Origin of the sequence: Agrococcus baldri (assembly GCA_900114805.1) — a bacterium.
In the GTDB taxonomy this organism is placed as follows: domain Bacteria; phylum Actinomycetota; class Actinomycetes; order Actinomycetales; family Microbacteriaceae; genus Agrococcus; species Agrococcus baldri.
Genome location: FOZN01000001.1, coordinates 332,335 through 348,091, shown reverse-complemented (window position 1 = coordinate 348,091; position 15,757 = coordinate 332,335). Strand labels below are relative to the sequence as shown.

Sequence of the window (15,757 nt, the reverse complement as noted above, 5' to 3'; positions counted from 1 at the left end):
TACGGTATCTCAGCCGATCAGCGTGGCGGTGGCCACGACGTTGTCCTCGAACGCCCCCGCCACGGGATCCCACTCGCCGGCGCAGGTGATGAGGCGCAACCGGTGCTCGCCGTCGCGCGCGAAGAGCTCGTCGACGGGCAGGCGCTCCTTGCCGAGCTGCTCAACCGTGTCGACGCGGTACCGCAGCACCTCGCCACTGCGCGTCATGACCTCGATCGTGAAGCCGGGCGTCGCGTCGAGCAGCACGGCCATAGGCGCCGCGCCCTGATCGGAGGCGACGTGCGCTGCGATGACCGCCGAGCCGGCGTCCGCGCCGGGCTCTGGCCCGAAGCGGTACCAGCCGGCTTCCGAGACCAGCAGCGGCACATCCATCTGGCCGTCGTCGCGCACGCCGACCGGCACGACGGCCAGGTCGACTCCGAGCTCGGGCATCGACAGCGCGACCGGCTCGTCGCTCGGCTGCTGCGCCTGCGCGCCGATCCCTGCGTCGGATCGACCGATCGACGTGCTGGCGGGCGCGGCGGCGGACGGCTGGGCGGATGCGGTCGGTGCCGCCGCGCCGGACGCGCTCGGCATCGGAGCCGTGGGTGCGTCGGGCAGCAGCAGGACGATCCCGACGACCACCGCGGCGGCGCTCAGGACGGCGGCGATCACCATGGGTGCCTTGGCTCGGGACACGGTGCTCCTCTCGATCGGGTCGTGCAGGAGTCCCCGCGGGCACAGCCGCGGGGACTCCCTCCAGTCAGCGTCGCTCGGCGACCGGTGCCGTCTGGCGGCGGACCACGACGAGCGCCGCGAGCCCCATCAGGCCGGCGATCGCAAGTGCGATGCCGGTGGTCCCGTCATCGCCGGCAGCGACGCCGAGGTCGGACGGCACACCGCTCGGGGCGCTGTGCGCCTCGACGGTCTGCACGGCGAGCGCCAGGTTGCCGTCTGCGGCGCTGCCCCAGGCGGTCACGATGGTGTTGACGCCCTCAGCGAGCTCGAGATCGGCCGGGCCGATCGCGATGTCCTCGGTGCCCGCGAGCACGACATCGGCAGAGACCGAGCCGGCCGCGGTCTCGAGTGCGGCCTCATCCGGGTTCGTGAGGCCCTCGACGATGATGTCGCCGCCGGCGCGGATGTCGACCGCGGGTGCGGCTGCCAGGTGCCGGACCGTGAGCCGGGCCTGGCCGGCCTCGACGGCGGCGGTGTCGTTCGCGAACGCCGACAGCGTCGGGTCACCGCTCTCCGTGAGGTGCGCGGCGAGGGTCAGATTGGCCGAGGCGGGCACCTCGACCCCCATCGCCTCGATGGCAGGGTCTGCGGAATCGGGTGTGTCGCCGTCGGCGAAGACCTGGATGTCGTAGCTGCCGGCGGCGAGCATCATCGGGTCGGTGAGCGTCCCGGGCTCGAAGTCGGCGATGGCCTCTTCGCCATTGATGTAGACGTCGACCGTCAGGCCGGGCACGGCGTGCAGCACCGACACCGTCGAGTCGCCCTCGGCCGCCATGGCCGGAGCGGCGCCGAATGCCGACAGGGCGAGAGCGGCGCCGACGCCGATCGCGAGCTTGCGCTTCATGGTCTTCTCCTCAATCTTCGCGACACGGTGTGCGTCGCCTCTACCCCCATATCGGCGAGCGAGACCCGATCGGTTGCAGCAGATTCGAAAGAATGCATCCCGGGCGTGTCGCGGACAGGCCGCGGCCTGTGGAGAACGGCATCGCCAGCACCCCGATCCTGGCTACCGTGGCCCGCGTGACCACACTGGCGGAGGCGACGGCGAGCGAGCTCGCCGGGCGGCAGCCACCGCTGCGCCTGCGCCCGGCCGACCTGCTCGGAGTCCCGCTCGCCTCGGCCGTCGCCGCGCTGCTGGTCACGCAGGGCTGGGATGCGACCGCGATCGTGCCGCTGGCGGTGGCAGCCTTCGCGGCGCCCGCCCTCGCGCGCATCGACACGGCCGAGCGTCGGCTGCCGAACGCGATCACGCTGCCGCTGCTCCTGCTGGGTGCCCTCGCCTGCGTCGTGCGACTGCTGACCGGCGACCCCGCGCTGCTCGTCGCGCTCGGCTGCGGCGTCATCCTGCTGGTCATGGCGATCACCGGCGGCATGGGCATGGGCGATGTGAAGCTCGGCACGGCGCTCGCGCTCGCGACCGCGACGCTCGGGTGGGCCGTCCCGCTCGCGGGACTGGCCGCATCCGTCATGGTGGGCGGCATCGCCGGGCTCCTCGCGCTCGTCGCCGGCCGGCGCACGGTGGCGTTCGGGCCGTGGCTGCTCGTCGGCCACGCGCTGGCCGCCGTCGCTGCGGCGTTGCGCGTCGTGTGACCTGCGTCATGTGTCCTGCGCTGTGCGACGCGCATTGTGTGACGCGCGTTGCGTGGCGCGCGTTGTGTGGCGCGCGCTGTGACCTGCGCAGTGCTACCCGCGCAGTGTGACCCGCGCTATGTGACCTCGCGTGACAGCCCGATTGGTCGGCGCAGGTATCTGATTCCTAGCGTGGTGGGCAGGCCGGATACCCCGGCAGCACGCTTGAAGGAGCCACCATGTCCATCCGCCCCAGCCTCTCCAACCGCCGTCAGCCCGGCCGCGCGCTCGCGATCGCCGGCGCCCTCGGCATCGCCGTCACCCTGGTCGGCTGCAGCGCCGCCGCCGGTGCCGACGGCGCAGAGCTCGGCTCGGCCGAGAACCCCGTGCAGCTGGGCGTCGTGGGTGCCGCCGAGCCGTACTGGGAGGCCTACGAGGAGGCCGTCGAGGCCGAGGGCATCGAGCTCGACATCGTCGACTTCGGCGACTACAACCAGCCCAACCCCGCCACCAGCGAGGGCGAGCTCGACATCAACCAGTTCCAGCACATCATCTACCTCGCCAACTACAACGTGCAGTCCGGCGACGACCTGCAGCCGATCGGCTCGACCGCGACCTACCCGATCGGGCTCTACTCGTCGCAGTACGAGTCGACCGACGACATCCCGGACGGCGCCGAGGTGATCGTGCCGAACGATGACACCAACCAGGCGCGCGGCCTGCTCGTGCTGCAGTCGGCCGGGCTCGTCGTGCTCGAGGACGGCGGCAGCCCCTACTCGACCGTCGACGACGTCATCGAGGCCGAGTCGCGCGTGACTGTCAGCGCCGTCGACGCCGCCATCACCGCCACCTCGCTGCCCGATGTCGCGGCCGCGATCATCAACAACGACTTCCTCACCGACGCCGGCATCGACCCGGCCGACGCGATCGCCGTCGACGACCCGGCCGACCCGGCAGCGCAGCCCTACATCAACGTCTTCGCGACCACTGCCGACAACGCCGACAACGAGGTGCTGAACCGTCTGGTCGAGATCTACCAGACCAACGAGGAGGTGCAGGCGGGCGCGCTCGAGTCCTCCGGCGGCACCGGCCTGTTCGTGCAGACGCCAAAGGCAGAGCTGCAGGCGAGCCTCGCCGCCGTGCAGGAGGCGCTGCAGCAGCAGTAGCCACCTGCGGCACCCGCGGAGTGTGCGGTTCTTGCGCGGCCGGAGCCGGATGCGCGCAAGACCTGCACACTCGCAGACCCGCGCCCTGCGCGGCGCACCACCACTCAGCACAGCAAGGAGCGACCGTGACCAGCCACATCGTGCTCGATCGGGTCAGCAAGCGGTTCCCGCCCGCGAAGCGCGGCGGCGACGAGATCGTGGCCGTCGACGACGTCTCGCTCGCGATCGAGCAGGGCGAGGTCTTCGGCATCATCGGCTACTCGGGCGCCGGCAAGTCGACGCTCGTGCGGCTCATCAACCAGCTCGAGCCGGTCACGAGCGGAGCGATCACCGTCGGCGACGTGACGATCAGCGAACTGCGCGGCAAGCGCCTGCGCGAGCAGCAGACCCGCATCGGCATGATCTTCCAGCGCTTCAACCTGCTCACCTCGCGCACGGTCGCCGGCAACGTCGCCTATCCGCTCGAAGTGATCGGGGTCGGGCGGGCAGAGCGCACGCGGCGCGTCGAGGAGCTGCTCGAGTTCGTCGGCCTCGAGGGCCGCGCCGACGCCTACCCCGAGCAGCTCTCCGGCGGGCAGCAGCAGCGCGTCGGCATCGCACGCGCGCTGGCCGCGAACCCGCAGATCCTGCTCGCCGACGAAGCCACATCCGCCCTGGACCCCGAGACGACGGCCGAGGTGCTCGACCTGCTGGCCCGCGTCAACCGCCAGCTGGGCGTCACGATCGTCGTGATCACCCACGAGATGGAGGTGATCACCCGCATCGCCGACCGCGTGGCGGTGATGGATGCGGGGCGTGTCGTCGAGACGGGCCTCACCTACGACGTGTTCACACGACCGCAGACCGCGACGGCGAAGCGCTTCGTGCAGACGGTCGTGCGGGCGCTGCCGGAGGGCGACGAGCTCGCCAGGCTGCGCGCGACGCACGATGGCCGCTTCTTCACCATCTCGTTCACCGACGAGGGCGTGAGCGAGGCGCGGGTGTTCTCGGCGCTCGCGAAGGCCGGTGTCGACTTCAACCTCGTGCACGGCGGGGTCGACGACATCCAGGGGCGGGTCTACGGCCTGCTGACGATCGCGGTGCGCGGTGAGGCGGACGCGGTGGCACGCGCGCTGGACGGCATCGGCTCGGGCGTCACGGTGGAGGAGCAGCGATGAGCGAGATCGTGGGCGTGCTGCCCGACCTGCTGGAGCAGACGGCGATCATGCTGTGGATGGTCGCGCTCTCGCTCGCCCTCGGCGGCATCGGCGGGCTGGTCATCGGCACGGGGCTGACCGTCACCCGCCGCGGCGGCATCCTGCAGCAGCCCATCGTGTGGTGGGTGCTGAACGTGCTCGTCAACACCTTCCGCCCGATCCCGTTCATCATCCTGCTGGCGGCGCTGCAGCCGGTCGGCCGGCTGGTGGTCGGGAAGGGCATCGGCACCGAATACGCCGTCTTCGCCATCGCCATCGCCGCGACCTTCGGCATCGCCCGCATCGTCGAGCAGAACCTGGTGGCGCTGCCGGCCGGTGTCGTCGAGGCGGCGCGGGCGACGGGCGCGAGCCCGTGGCGCATCATCCGCACGGTGATCATCCCGGAGACGCTCGGGCCGCTCGTGCTCGGCTTCACCTTCGCGGTCATCGCCATCGTCGACATGTCGGCCGTTGCCGGGCTCGTCGGCGGCGAGGGCCTCGGCAACTGGGCCGTCATGTACGGCTACCGGCAGTTCGACGAGGTCGTGACGTGGTCGGCGCTGATCATGGTGGTGATCGTCGTGCAGCTGATTCAGGCGTTGGGCAACTGGCTCGCGCGCCGCATCATGCGCCGATGAGTCAGCCGGCGCATCCGTCGTGATCGGCGGATGCGCGGGGCCGGCTCAGTCGCCCAGCCGCCGGTAGGCGCGGGCCGACAGCGGCAGGAAGATCGCGATGATGAGCGCTGGCCAGCCGATCGCGAGCCAGATCGATGCATCGGCGAGCCAGCCGCCGGTGATGCCGGTGGCGTTGCCGAACAGCTGTCGCACGGCGGTGGCGGTCGCCGAGATGGGGTTCCACTCGGTGATCGCTCCCAGCCAGGCGGGCATCGTCTCAGGCGCGACCAGCGCGTTCGAGGCGAAGCCGATCGGCCAGACGAGCACCTGCACGGCGACCATCGCGCTCTCCCCGCGGAAGGTCAGCCCCAGGAAGATGCCCAGCCAGACCAGCGTGTAGCGCAGCCACAGCAGCAGTGCCACGCCTGCGATCGCCTCGAGCGGCGTGGCGTCGATGCGCCAGCCCATGAGCAGCCCGCCGCCGACCAGCACCACCAGCTCGAGCGCGGAGCTGAGCATGTCGGCGCCGCTGCGGCCCATCGCCACCGCCGCACCGCTCATCGGCAGCGAGCGGAACCGGTCGGAGATGCCTCGCTTGGCGTCCTCGGCCATGCCGAGCATCGTGCCCTGGATGCCGAACATCATCACCATCGCCAGCAGCCCCGGCAGTAGGAAGCCGATGTAGTCGTCGCCGCCGGGCACCTCGATGGCGCCGCCGAACAGCAGGCCGAACATCGCCAGCAGCATGAGCGAGAACGCCAGGTTGAAGATGGGCGCCATCGGCTGCCGCACCCAGTGCGCGAGCTCGCGGCGCGTGAGGATGCCCGCGTGGGTGAGCGTGGTCATGCTGCCTCCTTGGTGAGGGTGAGGAAGACGTCATCGAGAGTGGGGCGGCGCAGCTCGAGGTCGGCGATCTCGATGCCGGCGGCGTCGACCGCGCGCAGCACGGCGAGCACCGCCGCGGTGCCATCCAGCGCGGGCACGGTGACGGTGCGTGTCTCCTCGTCGACATGCGCCTCAGCGCCGATGGCCGACTGCATCGCCGCCGCAGTCGCCGCGAGGTCGGCGGGATCGTTCGGCGCCACCGCGACGCGGTCGCCGCCGATCGACTGCTTGAGCTCTCGCGGCGTGCCCTCGGCGATCACGGCGCCGCGGCGCAGCACCGAGATGCGGCCGGCCATGCGGTCGGCCTCGTCGAGGTACTGCGTGGTCAGCAGCACCGCGGCGCCGCGCTGCGCGACCTCCCCGACTGCCAACCAGACCTCCGCGCGGCCGCGTGGGTCGAGCCCGGTGGTGGGCTCGTCGAGGAACAGGACTGCGGGGGAGAGCAGCAGCGCGACCGCGATGTCGAGTCGTCGCCGCATGCCGCCGGAGTACTGCGAGACGGGCTTCGCGGCGGCCTCGATGAGCTCGAAGCGCTCGAGCAGCTCGTCGGCCCGCGCTCTGGCGGCCGCGGGCGCGAGCCCGGCCAGCCGGCCGAACATGACGAGGTTCTGCCTGCCGCCCAGGATGTCGTCGACGGCGTGCGCCTGCCCGACGAGCCCGATCCGGCGGCGCACCTCGCCGGCCTGCCTGCGCACGTCGAAGCCGGCGATCGACGCCTGGCCGGCGTCGGCGCGGCGCAAGGTCGTGAGCACGCCCACCGCGGTGCTCTTGCCCGCGCCGTTCGGTCCGAGCAGTCCGTGAATGGTGCCGGCGAGCACCTCGAGGTCGAAGCCGTCGAGAGCGGCGGTGCCGCCATAGCGCTTGTGGATCCCGGTGGCGCTGATCGCGAGTGGGGTGGACATCGAACCCTTTCCTCGTACATTGTACGGAGTGAAGCGAGATCACCGTACACCATACGGAGTTCCTCTACAATGGACGCATGAGCGACAAGCACGAGGCCGTGGATCCGACCGAGGAGCCCCGCAGGACGCTGCGGCTGCTGTGGCGCGCATCGCTCACCGACGAGGCACCCAAGCGCGGTCCGCGACCGCGGGCGTCGACCGACGAGATCGTGCGCTCGGCCGTCGCGATCGCCGACGAGGAAGGCATCGACGCGGTCACCATGCGCAGCGTCGCGGAACGTGTGGGCGTGGGCGCGATGACCCTCTACGGCTACGTGCCCGGCCGCTCGGAGCTGCTGGGCCTGATGATCGACGAGGTGGCGGGGGAGGCCCCGCGGGCGCCGCACGCCGGCGGGCTCGGCGAGCGGGTGGTCGCGATCGCGGAGGAGCTGATGGCCGAGTACCGGCGGCACCCTTGGCGGGTCGACGCGCGCCTGCCCCGCCCCTGGATCGGGCCGCACCTGAGCGATCGCTACGAGTGGCAGCTCGCCGGCATCGACGGCTTCGGCCTCGACGACATCACGATGGATCAGGTGGTCACCACGATCAGAGCCTTCGTCGACGGTATCGCGCGCGGCTGGGTCGCAGAGCAGGAGCGGATGGCGCTCGGCGAGAGCGATCTCGAGTGGTGGCTGCAGACGGGCGCGGTGCTCGAAGAGGTGATGGACGGCAGCAGGTACCCGGTCTCCGGCCGCGTCGGCCAGGCCGCCGGCGAGGACTACGGACTCGGCGACGCCGAGCGCTCGTTCCGCTTCGGGCTGGAGATGATCGTGGTCGGCGCCATGGCGCTCGCCGATCGCGCTTCGTCATAGTCCGTCACAGTCGAGCGGAACCGGGCACCGGCGCGCATGATGGTCGCATGAGCGCAGTCGCCACCCATCTCGTCGGCAGCATCAACCAGCCAGACGCGGAGTCCGTCTTCCGCGTCGTCGCCGACCGGCTCGACGATGTGCCGCGCATCCCCGACGGAGAGGTGGGCGAGCGCTACTACTGGATCCAGTTCCAGACGCTGCGCTTCGACCAGACGCCCGGCCTCGAGCGCGTCGGGGAGCCGGGGTACCGCATCCGCGACCAGTTCGACGTGCGCCAGTTCACGATCACGGGCGACGTGCAGCTGCCGGAGCTCGGCTATGCCGCCGCCGCGATCGACTCCTATGCGCGCTTCGCCGCGCTGCAGGAGCAGGGCGTGCTCGCCGCCGGCACGCGCTTCCAGGTGTCGCTGCCGACGCCGATCGCGATCCTCGGCGCCTTCATCGAGCCGGGCAGCCGTGCCGCCTTCGAGCCGATCTACCGGGATGCGCTCAGAGCCGAACTCGACGCGATCCTGGCCGCGATCCCGCACGAGCGGCTCGCGATCCAATTCGACGCGGCTGTGGAGTTCGCGATCCTCGAGCGCGACCGCAAGCCCGGCTTCATCATCGAGCCATGGTGGGACGGCGACGCGCTCGACGGTGTCGTCGCCAGGCTGAGCGAGCTCGCCTCATGGGTGCCGGCCGAGGTGCAGCAGGGCTTCCACCTCTGCTACGGCGACGTCGAGGAGGCGCACTTCGTGCAGCCCGAGGATGCCGGCACCCTCGCCGCCGTCATCCGCGGCGTGCTCGCTGCTGCGCCGCGCCAGGTCGACTGGATCCACCTGCCCGTGCCGATCGAGCGCGACGACGAGGCCTACTTCGCGCCGCTCGCGGGCATCGAGTGGGGCCGGACGCAGCCGTTCCTGGGCCTCGTGCACCATGAGGACGGCGTCGACGGCGCCCTGCGCCGCGCCCGTGCCGCGCAGACGGCAGTGCCGGCGCTCGCGGCGCCCGGGGCGTTCGGCATCGCCACCGAATGCGGCTTCGGCCGCGGCCCGGCCGAGCGCACCGCGCCGCTGCTCGACCTCCATCACGACGTCGCAGAGCGACTGGTTGGGGAGCTCGCCGGCTGATCAGCGCCGTCGCCTTCGCGGCAGCAGCTCAGTCCTCAGGCTCGGTGAGCGCGACCGCGTAGGCCCGCACCGAGCGGTTGTATCGCGGCAGCGTCGGCTCGATCGCCTCGACCACGACGCGCATCGCCTCGTCGTGGCGGCCGGCGGTGTGCAGCGCGAGCGCGAGGAAGACGCGCGGGGCGGCGCCGGTCGACGGATGCGTCGGCGCGGCCTCCAGCACCGCGATCGCCTCGTCGAGACGGCCGGTGTTGCGCAGCGTCGAGCCGTACTGCACGGCAAGCTGCGCGTGCTGCTCGGGCTCGAGGCCCAGCGCGAGCGCCCGCTCATACTCGCGCTCGGCCTCTTGCTCGAAGCCGTTCGAGTCGTACATGCCTGCCAGCTCGAACGCGCCACGCCCGTCGGTGCCCGGGTACGCATCCGCCAGCTGCTGCATCTCGGCCACCGCCGCATCCCGCGGCGTCTGGTCGAGCCGTTCCCAGAGCGCGTCGGCGCGCGCCTGCCAGTCGCCGCTCATGCGCGCTCCTCGGTGAGCATGGCGGCGTAGTCGGTGAGCGCTCGCCGGTACATCGGCAGCGTCGGCACCAGCGCCTCGATCGTGACGCGCAGCGCCTCGTCGTGTCGGCCCGCGTCGTGCAGCGTCAGCGCGAGGAAGGCGTCGCGGGCGGCACCGACCTCCGGGTGGTCGGGCGCGTCACGAAGCATGGCGAGCGCCTCCTCGAGGCGGCCGAGGTTGCGCAGCGTGGAGGCGTGCTGGATCTGCCGGTGCGCATCGAGGTCGGGGTCGATCTCGGCGAGGCCGGCGGCCGCCGCCTCCTCGTAGAGGGCCGCAGCCTGGGGCTCGAGCCCCGCGCCGTCGTGCGCGCTCGCGAGCTCGAACAGCCCGAGCGCGGGATGCGGTGCCGTCGGCGCGAGCACGGCCATGCGCTCGACCCGCTCGAGGTCGTCGATCGACTCGTCGTCCCAGAGGGCGGCGAGGTCCCGCTCCCAGCTCATGCCGAGCTCCCCTCCGCCGCCGGAGGCACCTGCAGTCCGGTGTGGTGCGCCGCGAACGCCAGCTGGTCGGCGAACTCGAGGGCCGCGGCATCCTTCGGCTTGCCCATGCCGTGCCCGGCGCGGGTATCGACCGAGAGCAGCACGGGCGCATCCTTCATCGGGTCCGCGCCGCCATCGCCGGCGGTCGCCGAGCCGGGCGCGACCGAGCCGGCGTCGGCCTGCGCCCGCTGCAGCTCGGCGGCGAACTTGAACGAGTGCGCCGGCACGACGCGGTCGTCGTGGTCGCCGGTGGTGATGAGCGTCGGGGGATAGGCGACGCCCGCCCGCACGTTGTGCAGCGGCGAGTATGCACGCAGGTACCCGAACGCATCCGCCTCGTCCGGGTCGCCGTAGTCGCTCGCCCACGCCCAGCCGATCGTGAAGCGGTGGTAGCGCAGCATGTCGAGCACGCCGACGCCCGGCAGCACCGCGGCCCACAGCTCGGGCCGCTGCGTCAGCGCGGCGCCGGCGAGCAGGCCGCCGTTCGAGCGGCCGTGCAGCGCCAGCTGGCGGGCCGTCGTGACGCCCGAGTCGATCAGTCGCTCGGCGACGGCGAAGAGGTCGTCGAAGACCTGCTGCTTGCGCTCCTTCGTGCCGCCCTTGTGCCACTCGGAGCCGAACTCGCCGCCGCCGCGCAGGTTCGGCACCACCAGCACGCCGCCCGCGGCGACCCACGCCGCCAGCACCGCGCGGAAGCCGGGGTTCATCGGGATGTTGAAGCCGCCGTAGCCCCAGATCAGCGTCGGCTGCGGGTCGTCGACCAGCACGGTGTCGGTGAGCGCAGTGTGGTCCGGTGCAGGGTCGTGCAGCGCAGTGGCGCCCAGCGTGGTGTCGGCCGGCGCCGCATCGCTCTGCGGCTCAGTCTCCTCCGCTGCGGGCCGCACCACGAAGGCCGGCACCGTCTCGCCGTCGCTGGAGACGACGCGGATGCGCTGCGTGGTCGCCGCGGGCGCCGCCGGCCCCGGGGTGGCGATCGTGCGGTGCGAGACGAGCCGCGCGCCGTCCACCTCGATGACGTGGCGCGTGCCGCGGTCGACGAAGCTCTGCGTCAGCGCGGTCACGGTGCCGGAGTGCGCGCTGGTCTCGGAGCCGACGATGCTGACGCCCTCGCCGAGCGGCACGTCGTCGCCGACCGCGCCGTCGAAGCTCGCCAGCTGCATGCGGTGGCTCGCGTCGTGCGAGTACTCGAGCACGAGACCGGATGCGGTGAGGCCGGCATCGAGCAGCACGTCCTCCGGGTGCTCGGGCACGATGGCGCGCTCGTCGCCGGTCGCGAGGTCGAAGGCCGCGAGCCGGTACCGCGGCGCATCCGCGTCGGTGACGGCGTAGAGCAGACCGCCGTGGATGCCGATCGCGTTCCACTCCTGCTCGTGGCCGCTGACCAGCTGCCGGTACTCAGTCTCGTCGTGGCGGCGCACCGCCAGGTCGTTGCCGCTGGAGGAGCCGGTGTCGGTCGAGAGCACGAACCACTCGTCGTCGCGCGGCCAGTGGCGCGCGAACAGCCGCGGCTCGTCGGGGCGGGAGAAGAGCACGGTGTCGCCTGCCGGGTCGGCGCCGACCTCGTGCCGCATCAGGCGCCCGGCTCCCATCTCGTCGGTGAGCGCGTCGTCGGTCGGCTCGTCGTAGGCCCAGTAGCTGAAGGCGCGGCCGCCGGGCAGCCAGACCGCGGAGTTCCACTTGGTCCACCCGATCTCGTCGGCGAGGTCCTCCCCGGTGTCGACGTCGCGCACGCGGATGGTGCGCCAGTCGGAGCCGCCGTCGGCCGCGCCGTAGGCGAGCAGCGCGCCGTCGGGGGAGACGGTCGCCATGGTCACCGCGACCGTGCCGTCGCTCGAGAGCGCGTTCGGGTCGAGCAGCACGCGCGGCGCCGCCTCCCCGGTGCCGTCCAGCTCGTCGATCGAGTCGGCGACGACAAGCACAGGCTGGTTCTGGCCGTCGGAGTGCCAGGCGAAGACCCGGCCGCCGCGCACCCAGGGGCAACCGCGGGTGGGCGCCTCCAGCAGCGCGGTGACGCGCTCGCGGAACGCCTCGCGGGCGGGCAGCGCCGCCAGGAACGGCTCGGCGAACGCGTTCTGCGCCTCGATGAACGCCCGCGTTTCGGCCGAGTCGCCGTCCTCGAGCCAGCGGTACGGGTCGGCGATCGCCTCCCCGTGGATGGTCTCGACCGTGTCGTCTCTTCTCACCTCGGGGTAGCGCATCCGCCCACCCTACGAGGCGCCGTCGCGTGTCGGCTGTCGCCCGCCGCCGCACGCCTCATGCTCCGACCTGCTGCGCCTGAAAGCGCGCCACTTGCTGCTCGGGGTTGTCGGGTCGCGCAACCGCTGCCGACGACAACCGGCGCTGGTAGTCGTCGTGCGGCGGCTGGCCCCGCTGACCCGCGTGTCGCGAGTGTGCAGTTCGTGCGTCCAGCAAGTCTGCACGAGAACTGCACACTGGCCACACGCGGGAGGGGCACCCGCCGCAGCGGATGCCCCTCTCGCGGTGCTAGCTACTTCGCGACGCTGACTTCCGGCTCCTCAACGCGGATTCCGGCCGTCTCGGCCTTGTCGACGTCGATCTGCGGCGGCGGCTGCCGGAACCCACGGGTCATGACCGCGAGGATGACGACGCCGACGCCCACCCAGATGAGCCCGACGGCGAGCGCGGAGCCGGAGAGGCTGGTCCAAAGCCAGGCGGTGAGGAGGAAGCCGATGCCGGGCAGCACCCCGTAGAGCAGGATCGCGCGTGCGCCGCGGCGGCGCTCATCGACGAGGTGGTGCTTGATCACGCTCAGGTTCACCATGCTGAAGGCGACGAGCGCTCCGAAGCTGATGAGGCTCGAAAGCGTCATCAAATCGAGGGCGAGTCCCACGAGGGAGACCACAGCGACGGCCGCGGTCGCTCCGGCCGGCGTGCGGAAGCGCGGGTGCACGAAGGCGAAGAGCCGGCGGGGCAGCATGCGGTCGCGCCCCATCGCGAAGAGGATGCGCGAGACAGTGGCCTGCGAGGCCATCACTGAGGCGAAGCATCCCGCGACATAGGCGGCGGTGAAGAAGGCACTCAGCAGCTCGCCGCCCGCCGCGGCCATGACGTCGAGCGACGCCGAGTCGGGGGAGGAGTACGTCGTGTAGTCGGGGAAGACGAGGTTGGAGGCAGCGGAGAGCAGCATGAACAGCAGCCCGCCAAGCACTGTCACGAGGATGATCGCGCGGGGCAGGGTCCGCTCGGGAGCCTTCGTCTCCTCTGCAAGGGTTGAGACCGCATCGAAGCCGAGGAACGAGAAGCACAGCAGCGCGCTGCCCGAGAGAATCGCGACCAGGTTGGCGCGGTCGTTGAGGAACACCTCGGCGAGACTGGGCATCGACGTACCGGAGATGCCGCCCACCACCATGACGAGGAAGACGCCGATGAAGACGACCTGCAACGCGAGCAGGGCGACGTTGACACCGGCGAGGAGCCGGATACCGATGATGTTGAGGATCGTCACCAGCACGAGCGCGGCGACGAAGAAGACCCACATCGGGATGGCGGGGAAGGCCGCATTCAGGTAGATGCCGATCACGAGGTACGTCACCATGGGCAGCAACAGGTAGTCGAGTAGTAGCGCCCAGCCCGCGAGGAAGCCGACATGCCCGCCGAAGGTGCGCCGGCTGAAGGTGTACGCGGAGCCCGCCACCGGGTGTCGGCGCACCATCGTGGCGTAGCTGACGGCCGTGAACGCCATCGCCACGAGCGTGATCGCATAGGCGGCGACGAGATTGCCGTCGGTCATGACGTTGGCGATGCCAAGCGTCGTGAACACGGTCAACGGGATCATGTAGGCGAGACCGAAGGTCATCGCCCCGCCCAGGCCCAGCACTCGCTTGAGTTGGGGTGCGGCGTCATTGCTGCGGGTCATGATGGCCTCCATCGGCTCAGATGGCTCCCCATTCTGGGTCTGCGGACGGCTGGCATCCATACGTCATCTGACGGATGTCGCAGCGATGATCGACGGCGCCCGGAAGCGGCGCACGTCGCCTTTGGGTGCCGGCGCGAGCGTGACGAGCGCCCCCTCCTGCACTTGATGGATGAGCAGTGCCTGGCCGATAGACGAGTCCTCGGTCTCGTACGGGAAGCACAGGGCGGTCTGGCCAGGAGCGCCGAGGTAGTAGACACCGTTGAGTCCCCGGATGATCGTGGAGCGGAGATGCTCCGCGGTCGCCGCACGATCGGTCGTGCCGTTCGTCGTCCACGCATCGGCCAGCAGCCGCACTTGGTCGTAGGCCGCACTCGCCTGCGACCAACCGGGCGCCTCGCCGTAGCGGAGCATGAACTGGCGCTGGAAGCGCTCGCCCATCGCGTCCTCGTAGCGGCCGGTGACTGTCGACCACACGATGCCTTCGGCCGCATCCCCCGCGAGCGCCTGGAAATGTGGGATGGCAGCGGCGTACACGTAGTACACCAGCCCCTCGTACCCGCTCTGGGCGAGGCAGCGCTGCAGCAGGGCGACGTCGGGCAGGAAGTGAGTGATGAGCACGGCGTCCGGCTCCAGCTGTCGGATCGCGTCGTGCACTCCTCGCCAGTCGGCGTCGCGGACGGGCACGCGGATACGCTCACTCAGCTCCCAGCCGATCTCGGTGAGCTGCACCGCGAGCTCGCTGTCAGCGAGCGTGCTGCTGGGAGTGTCAGCCTCGACCGCGACCACTCGCCTGCCCTCGGGACGCCAGCTGCCATCGTCGACGAGCGTCTCTAGGAACGCAGCGAAACCGCGGCGGTAGTGCACCTCAGTCGGACACGTCTGGAACACGTTGCCGTAGCGCTCGGGGTCGTCCCGGACGAGCTGTGCGAGCGATTCGAGGCTCGCGGTGTGCAGCAGCGGGCACCCGTGCTGCGCGATGCGGTCGATCATCGCGGGCTGCTCGGCAGTGACATAACTCGTCGTGATCCCGTCCGCGTCCTCGGCGATCAGCCGCTCGACCGCCCGCTCGACCGAGCCTGCATCGAAGAGGTCGACTTCCTCGATCCGGTGCTCGACCAATCGCCCGTCGATCCCGCCGCGCTCGTTGATCTCGCGCACCGCGATGGAGGCGCCGCGGACCAGTTCGAGCGCGTCGGACGCGCCGGCGCCCAGCAACGGCGCAATCGTGCCCAGCACGATCGGGCGGTGCTCGGGGAAGGAGACCGCCGCATCCGCACCCGCATCCCACCGCCGGTGCAGCGTCGCCGCCGCGTGCTGGATCTCTGCTTGCGTGATCGACGTGGAGAGCACGTTGCCGCCCGGCAGCGGGAGCACGATCAACGAGGCATCGACCGCCATCGCTGCCAGGCCCGATCGGCTTCCCTGGCCGAGTTTGCTCAGCAGGCGCTCGACCTGCGTCGACACGGTGCGCGGGCGGGTGCCGAGACGACCCGCGATCTCGCCGTTCGTGAGTCCCAGTGCCACGAGCGTGAGGACTTGCGCCTCTCGTGTGGTGATCCCGCGAGGGAGCGTCGCAGGAGCGACGGCCACCGACGCGGTCGGCTCGTCGGTGGTGGTCGCTCGCGTGAGATGCACCGCATGCCATGCGGACCGCGAATGCCACAGGAACCGGGCGCTACGACGTCCCGTGATGATGAAGCCGCGCGCGAGCGCGAGCAGCTCCGGCTCGCGGGCTGCGTCGTCCGCGTGTGGCGCGAGGCGGATCGTGAAGACGTCGGTGGTTCCATCGGCGGGGGTCACGCTCACGACGATACGTCATATGACGCATGACAAGCGTGCGCCGCGGACGGTCTA

At 71.3% G+C, this 15,757-nt stretch carries 15 protein-coding genes; 6 read left to right on the top strand and 9 right to left on the bottom strand.

What is annotated here, in order from left to right:
- Positions 1-9: 9 nt before the first annotated feature.
- On the bottom strand, positions 10-678 hold the full coding sequence (locus tag BM288_RS01660) for a class F sortase (protein ID WP_143102973.1): 669 nt from the start codon (positions 676-678) through the stop codon (positions 10-12).
- Between the two features lie 64 nt (positions 679-742).
- Positions 743-1,561: a DUF4397 domain-containing protein gene (locus BM288_RS01655; protein ID WP_092915236.1), complete on the bottom strand. Its 819-nt coding sequence runs from the start codon at positions 1,559-1,561 to the stop codon at positions 743-745.
- A gap of 176 nt (positions 1,562-1,737) precedes the next feature.
- Between BM288_RS01655 and BM288_RS01650 the strand changes: the two genes are divergently transcribed.
- From BM288_RS01650 to BM288_RS01635, 4 genes are all read left to right on the top strand, one after another.
- Complete coding sequence (locus tag BM288_RS01650) at positions 1,738-2,307, top strand: prepilin peptidase (protein WP_177220200.1); 570 nt, start codon at positions 1,738-1,740, stop codon at positions 2,305-2,307.
- 218 nt (positions 2,308-2,525) lie between these two features.
- Complete coding sequence (locus BM288_RS01645; protein WP_092915234.1) at positions 2,526-3,452, top strand: MetQ/NlpA family ABC transporter substrate-binding protein; 927 nt, start codon at positions 2,526-2,528, stop codon at positions 3,450-3,452.
- Positions 3,453-3,577: 125 nt separating this feature from the next.
- Positions 3,578-4,609, top strand: coding sequence for a methionine ABC transporter ATP-binding protein (locus tag BM288_RS01640; protein WP_092915232.1), 1,032 nt, complete (start codon positions 3,578-3,580; stop codon positions 4,607-4,609).
- A complete protein-coding gene (locus BM288_RS01635; protein ID WP_092915230.1) occupies positions 4,606-5,265 on the top strand; it encodes a methionine ABC transporter permease in 660 nt (219 codons plus the stop codon). Before BM288_RS01640 ends, BM288_RS01635 begins: the two co-directional genes overlap by 4 nt.
- A 45-nt stretch (positions 5,266-5,310) precedes the next feature.
- Here BM288_RS01635 and BM288_RS01630 read toward each other — a convergent pair whose 3' ends face one another.
- Entirely contained in the window at positions 5,311-6,090 is a 780-nt protein-coding gene (locus tag BM288_RS01630; RefSeq protein WP_092915228.1) for an ABC transporter permease, read from the bottom strand.
- Complete coding sequence (locus BM288_RS01625) at positions 6,087-7,031, bottom strand: ATP-binding cassette domain-containing protein (protein WP_092915226.1); 945 nt, start codon at positions 7,029-7,031, stop codon at positions 6,087-6,089. Before BM288_RS01625 ends, BM288_RS01630 begins: the two co-directional genes overlap by 4 nt.
- A gap of 77 nt (positions 7,032-7,108) precedes the next feature.
- Here BM288_RS01625 and BM288_RS01620 point away from each other — a divergent pair, with 77 nt between their 5' ends.
- Together BM288_RS01620 and BM288_RS01615 are read left to right on the top strand one after the other, a co-directional pair.
- Positions 7,109-7,882, top strand: a complete 774-nt coding sequence (locus BM288_RS01620; protein WP_092915224.1) for a TetR/AcrR family transcriptional regulator — start codon at positions 7,109-7,111, stop codon at positions 7,880-7,882.
- 47 nt (positions 7,883-7,929) lie between these two features.
- A complete protein-coding gene (locus BM288_RS01615; protein ID WP_092915222.1) occupies positions 7,930-8,994 on the top strand; it encodes a hypothetical protein in 1,065 nt (354 codons plus the stop codon).
- Between the two features lie 28 nt (positions 8,995-9,022).
- Here BM288_RS01615 and BM288_RS01610 read toward each other — a convergent pair whose 3' ends face one another.
- From BM288_RS01610 to BM288_RS01590, 5 genes are all read right to left on the bottom strand, one after another.
- Entirely contained in the window at positions 9,023-9,508 is a 486-nt protein-coding gene (locus BM288_RS01610; protein ID WP_092915220.1) for a tetratricopeptide repeat protein, read from the bottom strand.
- Positions 9,505-9,987 carry a tetratricopeptide repeat protein gene (locus BM288_RS01605; protein WP_092915218.1) on the bottom strand — a complete coding sequence of 161 codons (483 nt, stop codon included), beginning with the start codon at positions 9,985-9,987 and terminating at the stop codon, positions 9,505-9,507. The genes BM288_RS01610 and BM288_RS01605 overlap by 4 nt, the downstream gene beginning before the upstream one ends.
- Positions 9,984-12,224 (bottom strand): prolyl oligopeptidase family serine peptidase, encoded by a 2,241-nt coding sequence (locus tag BM288_RS01600; protein ID WP_092915216.1) that lies wholly within the window; start codon positions 12,222-12,224, stop codon positions 9,984-9,986. Before BM288_RS01600 ends, BM288_RS01605 begins: the two co-directional genes overlap by 4 nt.
- Positions 12,225-12,514: 290 nt before the next feature.
- Positions 12,515-13,903: an APC family permease gene (locus tag BM288_RS01595; RefSeq protein ID WP_092916157.1), complete on the bottom strand. Its 1,389-nt coding sequence runs from the start codon at positions 13,901-13,903 to the stop codon at positions 12,515-12,517.
- Between the two features lie 63 nt (positions 13,904-13,966).
- Complete coding sequence (locus tag BM288_RS01590) at positions 13,967-15,703, bottom strand: ABC transporter substrate-binding protein (RefSeq protein ID WP_143102972.1); 1,737 nt, start codon at positions 15,701-15,703, stop codon at positions 13,967-13,969.
- Positions 15,704-15,757 lie beyond the last annotated feature (54 nt).

Bases quoted from the DNA above. Each gene is read 5' to 3' on its own strand.
- BM288_RS01655 (WP_092915236.1), bottom strand. From the start codon at position 1,561: ATGAAGCGCAAGCTCGCGATCGGCGTCGGCGCCGCTCTCGCCCTGTCG.
- BM288_RS01645 (WP_092915234.1), top strand. From the start codon at position 2,526: ATGTCCATCCGCCCCAGCCTCTCCAACCGCCGTCAGCCCGGCCGCGCG.
- BM288_RS01635 (WP_092915230.1), top strand. From the start codon at position 4,606: ATGAGCGAGATCGTGGGCGTGCTGCCCGACCTGCTGGAGCAGACGGCG.
- BM288_RS01630 (WP_092915228.1), bottom strand. From the start codon at position 6,090: ATGACCACGCTCACCCACGCGGGCATCCTCACGCGCCGCGAGCTCGCG.
- BM288_RS01625 (WP_092915226.1), bottom strand. From the start codon at position 7,031: ATGTCCACCCCACTCGCGATCAGCGCCACCGGGATCCACAAGCGCTAT.
- BM288_RS01620 (WP_092915224.1), top strand. From the start codon at position 7,109: ATGAGCGACAAGCACGAGGCCGTGGATCCGACCGAGGAGCCCCGCAGG.
- BM288_RS01615 (WP_092915222.1), top strand. From the start codon at position 7,930: ATGAGCGCAGTCGCCACCCATCTCGTCGGCAGCATCAACCAGCCAGAC.
- BM288_RS01610 (WP_092915220.1), bottom strand. From the start codon at position 9,508: ATGAGCGGCGACTGGCAGGCGCGCGCCGACGCGCTCTGGGAACGGCTC.
- BM288_RS01605 (WP_092915218.1), bottom strand. From the start codon at position 9,987: ATGAGCTGGGAGCGGGACCTCGCCGCCCTCTGGGACGACGAGTCGATC.
- BM288_RS01600 (WP_092915216.1), bottom strand. From the start codon at position 12,224: ATGCGCTACCCCGAGGTGAGAAGAGACGACACGGTCGAGACCATCCAC.
- BM288_RS01595 (WP_092916157.1), bottom strand. From the start codon at position 13,903: ATGACCCGCAGCAATGACGCCGCACCCCAACTCAAGCGAGTGCTGGGC.